This window comes from Kocuria sp. ZOR0020 (assembly GCF_000800955.1).
In the GTDB taxonomy this organism is placed as follows: domain Bacteria; phylum Actinomycetota; class Actinomycetes; order Actinomycetales; family Micrococcaceae; genus Kocuria; species Kocuria subflava.
The window spans coordinates 1-1,325 of sequence record NZ_JROX01000356.1 but is presented as its reverse complement, the minus strand read 5'-3'; the positions used below and the strand labels follow the sequence as shown (position 1 = coordinate 1,325).

2 protein-coding genes are annotated in these 1,325 nt (G+C 63.0%); one reads left to right on the top strand and one right to left on the bottom strand.

All coding sequences use genetic code 11. The features are described 5' to 3' along the window. A partial coding sequence (locus L979_RS13745) for an FGGY-family carbohydrate kinase (RefSeq protein ID WP_047692815.1) occupies window positions 1–513 on the top strand: 513 nt, incomplete at its 5' end. 79 nt (window positions 514–592) lie between these two features. Here the strand turns inward: L979_RS13745 and L979_RS13740 are convergent. Further along, entirely contained in the window at window positions 593–1,291 is a 699-nt protein-coding gene (locus L979_RS13740) for a hypothetical protein (RefSeq protein WP_369793007.1), read from the bottom strand. Window positions 1,292–1,325: the final 34 nt, after the last annotated feature.

Here is a 1,325-nt window from a genome sequence, read left to right as displayed (position 1 = left end):
GAGGACTTGGATGCTGCGGCCGGCCTCGGTGCCCCCGCGTGCGGTGGGCTCACGCTCCTGCCGTATCTGGACGGAGAGCGCACCCCGAACCTGCCGACAGCAACGGGACGTTGGCACGGCATCACCGGAGAGTCCATGACGAGGGAAAATCTGGCCCGCAGCTCGGTCATGGGTGTGGCCAACTCGCTGGCCGACTGTCTGGACGTGCTGCGCGAGCTGGGGGTCCCCGTCCACCGCGCGTTGTTGGTTGGAGGTGGCGCCCGATCCGTGGCGCTGCGCACCGCCTTGTCCCACATCCTGGATGTGGACATGTACGTGCCCGCTCCTGACGAATACGTGGCACTCGGCGCGGCACGTCAGGCGGCATGGGCCGTCACCGGCGTACTTCCCACGTGGCAAGCCGGCTCAGACGGCAGCCAATACATTGCTCACACTCACGACGACGGTGCCACCGCCTACCGCAACAGCTACAGCATCATGCGCCGCAACCTGGAATCAGAACTGTCTGCCTGATGAATCGGTGGACCCCCCGAATCCCATCGGAGGGTCCACCGGTCAGTTGGACTGCGGTGTTGCCACAGCCGTTTGCCCCTCAGTCCGTGGGCAACGGGCGGCCGAGCTTGCCCAGTAGGGCCGTCAACGTGGCCCGAGCACCCGAGGATCGGAAACTCTCAAGGGCCCAGAGATACGCCTCCACGAACTCGTCCTGATCCACCAGATCACCAAAGAGTTCGCGATCGCGGACGAAGGCCAACGGGTCTTGCACCTGTGCGGCAGCAGCCTGCAGCACACTGTCCTTGCGTGAATCCACGATCTCCAACGGGTTGCCCGATTCATCCACGCCCTGCGCATAGCGGGCCCAGGATGCAACGATCGCCGCGGCGAAGTCCACGGGACGTCCAGCAGCCAGATTGTCCTGAATGACGGGAACCACCCACTTGGGGATACGATCCGATGACTCAGCACACAGGCGCGCCAAGGTGTCGCGTACCTGTGGGTTGGCAAATCGTTCGATCAGAGTGTGTCGGTATTCCTGGACGTCAATTCCCGGGACCTCCTGGAGCGTGGGGGTGGCCTCGAGTTCCATGTACGCAAGCAGGTATTCAACAAACAGGGGATCTGTACAAACTTCGTGTGCGAACTGCAGACCGGCCAGCCGCCCTGGGTAACACAGCGCCTGGTGTGAGGCGTTGAGCAGACGCAGTTTCATCAACTCGAAGGGCTCAACCTCGTCAACCATCTGCACGCCCGCGGATTCAAAATCGGGCCTGAGAAAACTGGCTCTTCGCAGATGAGGGTGTAGAAGCTGACGGCGCGGCGGTGTC